We start from the raw sequence: 6,183 nt of genomic DNA on the forward strand, positions 1-6,183 counted from the left end.
GAGGTATCAAACTGTACCTGCATAAATCAATTCATCCCTTTATTCAGCAACGCCGATTATTTTTATTCTGTCTGCTGCACCGCAGTGTCAGGCTGCTGGCGTTGAGCAACCTGAATTAACAACCTCAATGCGTCATTCACCGTTTTCTCATTAGGAAAAGCTTGGGCAACATCGGGATCTAAAAGTACTAAATTTGTTCCCTGACGATACCGCTCAATATACTTGCCTTTGATGCCTCCCTCCATTTGAGCAAAATCGTACTCAGAACGTAATTCGTCTTCCATTTCATTCTCAATTTCTTTCTTCATAAAACCTTTTCTCCTTACGGGTGGCTTTTCGAGCGCTGATAATTCGTACTTTTTTTCCTCGATCAGTGTGTGCAACGACTAAGAGTTGTCCAAACCTAGATACACCAATGATAATGTAACGACTTTCTCCAATAGAGTGGTCAGGATCGAGAAAGGTCACAGATAGCGGGTCGTTAAACACGGTTGCGGCTTCGGGAAAGGAAATACCATGTTTCTCAAGGTTTAACGCCGCTTTGTCTGGGTTCCATTCAAATTCCATGCAAAATATTTTTGTCTTTTCCTCTCAAACGTAACCAGTACCGTAGCTTAGTTGCAAGTGTTACTTTGGAACCCATAACCAGCTATGTTTACATTTGGGACAATTCAAATTCAATTTTCCTAAATTATTTGGAGCGCGTACTTTCTGGGAGCAATTTGGACATAAAGTAATTACTTTTTCAGATTGTGAGATTTGATTATCTGATAAAATCTGTCCTACCAGCTTATAAGCTTCACTTAGAGAAATGTGCCCATTCTCTACAGCTTGCATCAATTGGTGAGCCTCATCAGGACTAATCAAATTATGTTGAAGCGGCTCCTTCAAAAGCAAATGAAATTTTGTCTTGTCTTTTTCATCAAGCCCAGATTGTCTCTCTTTTGCTTTAATTTCTTTTAACCTCTCCTGATACTCACTCAATAATTGCTTGCGTTTTCCTTCATTAAAACCGCCGTCTTTTATAAGTCTCGATACACCATACACAGCCGCTCCACCAGCTACAGCAGCACCAGCTACAAGTGCAACCGGAGCAGCTACAACCATACCAATACCTGTTATTGCTGTAAGAATTGGTATGGAAGCTGTTGTTGTTCCTAAAACTGCTGCTGCTGCTCCAGCCCCAGCAGCGCCTAATACTGTAATTCCGACATCAGCGAGAGTTCCAACTCTATCATTCGGATTATTTTCTAACCTCTCAATTGTTTTGAGAAGTTGTTCCTTTGTCATATTTTGAGTGTTAGACATTTTGAGCCTCTGGTGTTTTAAGTTAGGAATCAAGCAGGAAGAATGCCACAAAACACAGTATTTAAAATATCTGTCAGTAGTGCGAAAAATTTTTGAGCAATTTCAACAATGTCTTCACCCACACCTTGAAACTGCTTATCTAGCCTATGCCCAACTACTGCACCAACCCCGATAATAGTTATACCCAATACGGCTGCTATAGGTGCTAAAAGTTGTCCTAATAATGGTATCGAAGTGATTAAACTTGCAATAGCAGCACCAACAACAGCACCGATACCAACACCCGCCACTAGAAAAGGATGGGCTTTAACAAATTCAAAAATCTTGATAAGTACAATTTTTCCTAAAGTAAAGACTTTGCCCGAAACTTTCCTTGTAACGGTGCTAAGTCCATGCAAGCGAGTAACAACTTCTTCTGGAAGTCCAAGTTCTTGAAGCTGCATGTACATTTCATTACTTTTTACTGACTCTGCTTCCGCATTCCAAAGTGCCAGTTTTAAGTTTGCTTGCGCTGCTGATAGTTGCATTACTTGCTCCAGTGTTGATGGCTAATTTACACAGACTTCACTATCAGCGTAATATTCTTTCAAGTTGTTTGAGATCAGGGATTGTACGAACTTTCCAATAGCGCATATTGCCAAACTTGGGAAACTTATCAAGGCTAGTATTCACTTGCCCTTTATGCTCATCCTTCATTGAAAAGAAATTACCACTCAGCCAAAGCGATCGCTATTCCTTGTTGTAAATCTGGTGTGAGTGCAGCATTATTTGCTAACTGCTGCAATTGTTGATATGTGGCTTCCCTATCCAAATTTTTTAATGCAGCGATCGCGTGTAGTCTCACCGATGCATTCTTGACAGCTAGCAGCGAAATCAATGGTTCAATAGCTTGCATTTCGCCTAACTGCCCTAAAGATAAAGCGATCGCACTTTTGACACTGACAATCTCTATGGCTGGATGCTGCGATCGCAGTATTTGCAATAATATTTCTACGGCTAGTGTAGTTTGCGGCTTTTGCACTCGCCCCAAAACTGTAACAATTTCTTGCCAAAGTGTCTCTGAAGTGATTTGATTAAATGCTGTTTGTAAATATTCCAAACTAGATAATGTCCCCAGCCAACTTAAAGCGCGGATGGTTTCTAATTGCAGTGGTAGCGGTGTATGGGGTGATATTAGCAGCTTAAATAATTGCTGGGCTGCCTCATCACAACCCATTCGAGAAAGGGAAACTGCGGCTGCACAACAAACATCAATATTAAAGTCGTAAAGCTTGGGTTGTAATCTCTTCACCAAATCTAATGCTTCGCGTAAGTCAGAGCGAAAACCTAAACCAAGCACTGCTGCACGCCTAACTGTGGCGGCTATATCATCCAAAGCGTTTAACAAGGCTGGTGGTATACGTTCGTCATGAAAGCTGCTGAGGGCTTCAATTGCAGCCGTGCGGATTGTTGCTTGTGGATCTTGCACTACACTTAATAGCGGTGTGATGGTTTCTGTTTGGGGAATGCAGGAAAGCGATCGCACTGCTAAAAGCCGGGTATCTTCATCTAATAGAAGTTCAGAGAGTGCAGTAATCGCAACATTACCCATTTGCCCCAGTGCTGTAGCTGCGATCGCTTTAAGTTCTTCATCCTCATCGGTTTTCAATAATTCTACTAAGGGCGCAATGGCTTCTGGGTGCTGAAATTCGCCTAAAGTCCGTGCTGCATACCAGTGCAATTCTTCTTCTGCGTCTTCATCTTTTAATATCTCAATGAGTGGTGGGATGGCAATATTTCCCAAGCGAGTCAACACCTTGGTGATTTCCCAGCGTTGCTGAAAATCCCCCATCTCCAACATTGAAAGTGTTAATTTCAGCAGATATTCTCGATTTTTAACTATCTCTGGATGTTCAGAATCTGCCCCTAAAATTAATTGTTGTAAATATTGAATTAGTGATGACCAATCAGCTGCATCGTATGCTGTCTGGGCTTGCACCAAAAGCTGGTTGATATTACTCACGATACCCTGAATTGTATTGTTTAACTTGGCTTGACTAAAACTGAATTACTCTCAATCTTGGCGGCGTAAGTTTTAAGCGCTTCTGTGGCTGGGCCTTTTTGCACCTTACCGTCAATTCCAAATTCTGAACCATGACAAGGACAGACAAATTTTTTCGCCTCAGCTTTCCATCCTACGGTGCAACCTGCGTGAGTACAGGTAGGGTTGACTGCTGTCAGATTTGCGCCTTTAGATGTACCGACTAACAACACAGGCCCAGCAGGTGAGTTTTTCGCCAGCAATTGGCCAGTTTTATCTAATTCTGCTGATGTACCGACTGTTTGCCAATCCCTAGATACTGGAGTTGTTTGAGAGGAACAGGCTGCGATCGCTATAGGTAGAGAACTCGCTATCCCACCCAAACCTACCCAATTAATAAAATCACGACGTTTCATAGCTGCTGAAATAATATCTAAGTTTTAGCTAACATCTGCCACTCAATTTTGGATTCAGAATTGATTTATGGCAATCTAAAATCCCTTCGCTCATTTCAAATACCCTTCATTAAGGGGTTTACGTGGATCATTGGCTAGCTTGGATGCAATAAATGCATATTATTTATCCGTTTTCAGCAATTTTACCAAAAAACCGTAGCTATTTATACGATTTTAACAGAAATATGCCTTTAACTTATAAGTATCGAAATTGTTACATGAACATTATTTAAACCTGCTTGACAAATTCCCAAGATGTAAATGGCAACAAGTTTTCCTTAACTAATTACGGGTTTGGAGTTTCGCTTTGAATGCTCTGAAGTAAAAATAATTCACCCTAAGCAAATATTAAGTTTTTATTCCCTAACCTTCGTCTGACTTTTCACATTATGTGGAAAAGTCCACCAAAAACCTAACCCCCTAACCCCCTTCCCGTGGCGGGAAGGGGGGAAAATTCAAAGTCTCTCTCCTTAAAGGAAGAGAGAAATAGAAGTGAGGTTTTCCAGATGCCGTGAAAAGTCAGAATCCTTCGTAGATACCACACTTGATGGAACTACGGGTTGATTGATATTGGGCAATTATCACCATATTCAGTAATTTAAACGAGATTCAGCCTCATGACAGACACAGCAACTACAACTACCAACCTCAACAAGTTCGAGAAATTCAAGGCTCAAAAAGATGGACTCGCCATCAGGGATGAGATAGAGAAATTTGCCGCCTTGGGGTGGGAAGCAATGGACGAAATCGATCGCGATCATCGGCTCAAGTGGGTGGGTGTGTTTTTCCGCCCAGTTACCCCAGGTAAGTTTATGATGCGGTTGCGGATGCCTAACGGTATTCTCGGCAGCAGTCAGATGCGTGTTTTAGCCCAAGTGGTGCAGCGTTACGGTGATGATGGTTGCGCTGATATTACTACGAGACAGAATATCCAATTACGAGGGATCAGAATTGAAGATTTACCAGATATCTTTAATAGATTTCACGCAGTTGGTTTAACCAGCGTTCAGTCAGGGATGGATAACGTCCGTAATATAACAGGCGATCCGGTGGCGGGGTTGGATGCGGATGAGTTGTACGACACACGAGAGTTGGTACAGCAAATTCAAGATATGCTCACCAACAAAGGCGAAGGGAACCCAGAGTTTAGCAACTTACCACGGAAGTTTAATATTGCGATCGCAGGTGGACGAGACAATTCAGTTCATGCTGAAATTAACGATTTAGCTTTTGTTCCAGCATTTAAGGAAGGGACTGGGGACTGGGGACTGGGGACTGGGCAAGAATTTTCCCAATCCCCAATCCCTAATCCCCATTACCCCTTATCCCCAGAGGGGGTCCCACCTTCCCCAATATTCGGGTTTAACGTTTTAGTAGGTGGTTTTTTCTCAGCTAAACGTTGTGAAGCGGCAATTCCTCTGAATGCTTGGGTACTTCCTGAAGATGTGGTAGCTGTATGTAGAGCCGTTTTGGAAGTCTTTCGTGATCATGGGCCGCGCGCTAATCGGCAAAAATCCCGCTTGATGTGGCTAATTGATGAATGGGGTTTAGATAAGTTTCGAGCAGAAGTAGAAAGCCGTTTGGGTAAATCATTATTACCCGCAGCAGCAAAAGACGAAATCGACTGGGAAAAACGGGATCACATCGGGGTATATAAACAAAAACAAGCAGGATTAAATTACGTAGGCTTGCACATTCCTGTCGGGCGGTTGTATGCCGAAGATATGTTTGAAATCGCTCGTCTAGCGGAAGTTTACGGGAGTGGCGAAATCCGCTTCACAGTTGAGCAAAACATCGTTATTCCCAACATTTCTGACTTGCGTTTAGCAACATTTTTAACAGAGTCTTTGCTGGAAAGGTTTTCTATTGATCCAGGTTTGCTGACGCGATCGCTAGTATCCTGCACAGGCGCACAATTTTGTAACTTTGCCCTGATCGAAACCAAAAACCGCGCCCTGGCAATGATTAAAGCCTTAGAAGAAGACTTAACCTTCACCAATCCAGTGCGAATTCACTGGACAGGTTGCCCCAACTCATGCGGACAGCCCCAAGTTGCAGACATCGGCTTGATGGGAACTAAAACTCGCAAAAATGGCAAAACCTTGGAAGGCGTTGACATATATATGGGTGGCAAAGTTGGCAAAGATGCCCATTTGGGAATTTGTGTTATGAAAGGCATACCATGCGAAGACTTGCAGCCAGTATTGCAAGATTTATTAATCAAAAACTTTGGGGCAAAACCCAAACAAGAAGCCTTAGTAGTTAGTAACTGTTAGTACTTATCGCAGGTATTCGCCATTGGGCAAAACTCATACTTCAACCTTAAAGGTGCAACTTCCGAGATAAAAGGTGCAACTTCCGAGATAAAAGGTGCAACTTCCGAGATAAAAGGTGCAACTT

General features: G+C 42.4%; 7 protein-coding genes. 1 reads left to right on the forward strand and 6 read right to left on the reverse strand.

All coding sequences use genetic code 11. From position 1 onward, the window contains the following. Window positions 1–62: 62 nt before the first annotated feature. The 6 genes from ACFE90_RS34695 to ACFE90_RS34720 form a co-directional block, all read right to left on the reverse strand. A complete protein-coding gene (locus ACFE90_RS34695; RefSeq protein ID WP_375506813.1) occupies window positions 63–308 on the reverse strand; it encodes a hypothetical protein in 246 nt (81 codons plus the stop codon). Further along, window positions 292–567 carry a BrnT family toxin gene (locus ACFE90_RS34700; RefSeq protein WP_375506814.1) on the reverse strand — a complete coding sequence of 92 codons (276 nt, stop codon included), beginning with the start codon at window positions 565–567 and terminating at the stop codon, window positions 292–294. The genes ACFE90_RS34695 and ACFE90_RS34700 overlap by 17 nt, the downstream gene beginning before the upstream one ends. A 60-nt stretch (window positions 568–627) precedes the next feature. Continuing rightward, window positions 628–1,341, reverse strand: a complete 714-nt coding sequence (locus ACFE90_RS34705; protein WP_375506815.1) for a hypothetical protein — start codon at window positions 1,339–1,341, stop codon at window positions 628–630. Further along, the gene (locus tag ACFE90_RS34710; protein WP_375506816.1) at window positions 1,338–1,835 is read right to left on the reverse strand and encodes a hypothetical protein; all 498 of its coding nucleotides are present in this window, start codon (window positions 1,833–1,835) and stop codon (window positions 1,338–1,340) included. The genes ACFE90_RS34705 and ACFE90_RS34710 overlap by 4 nt, the downstream gene beginning before the upstream one ends. A gap of 179 nt (window positions 1,836–2,014) precedes the next feature. Further along, complete coding sequence (locus ACFE90_RS34715; RefSeq protein ID WP_375506819.1) at window positions 2,015–3,313, reverse strand: HEAT repeat domain-containing protein; 1,299 nt, start codon at window positions 3,311–3,313, stop codon at window positions 2,015–2,017. A 17-nt stretch (window positions 3,314–3,330) separates the two neighbouring features. Further along, window positions 3,331–3,744: a ubiquinol-cytochrome c reductase iron-sulfur subunit gene (locus ACFE90_RS34720; protein WP_375506817.1), complete on the reverse strand. Its 414-nt coding sequence runs from the start codon at window positions 3,742–3,744 to the stop codon at window positions 3,331–3,333. 656 nt (window positions 3,745–4,400) lie between these two features. Between ACFE90_RS34720 and ACFE90_RS34725 the strand changes: the two genes are divergently transcribed. After that, a complete protein-coding gene (locus ACFE90_RS34725) occupies window positions 4,401–6,059 on the forward strand; it encodes a ferredoxin--nitrite reductase (RefSeq protein WP_375506818.1) in 1,659 nt (552 codons plus the stop codon). Window positions 6,060–6,183: the final 124 nt, after the last annotated feature.

It is taken from the genome of uncultured Nostoc sp. (genome assembly GCF_964245445.1).
Lineage (GTDB): Bacteria > Cyanobacteriota > Cyanobacteriia > Cyanobacteriales > Nostocaceae > Nostoc.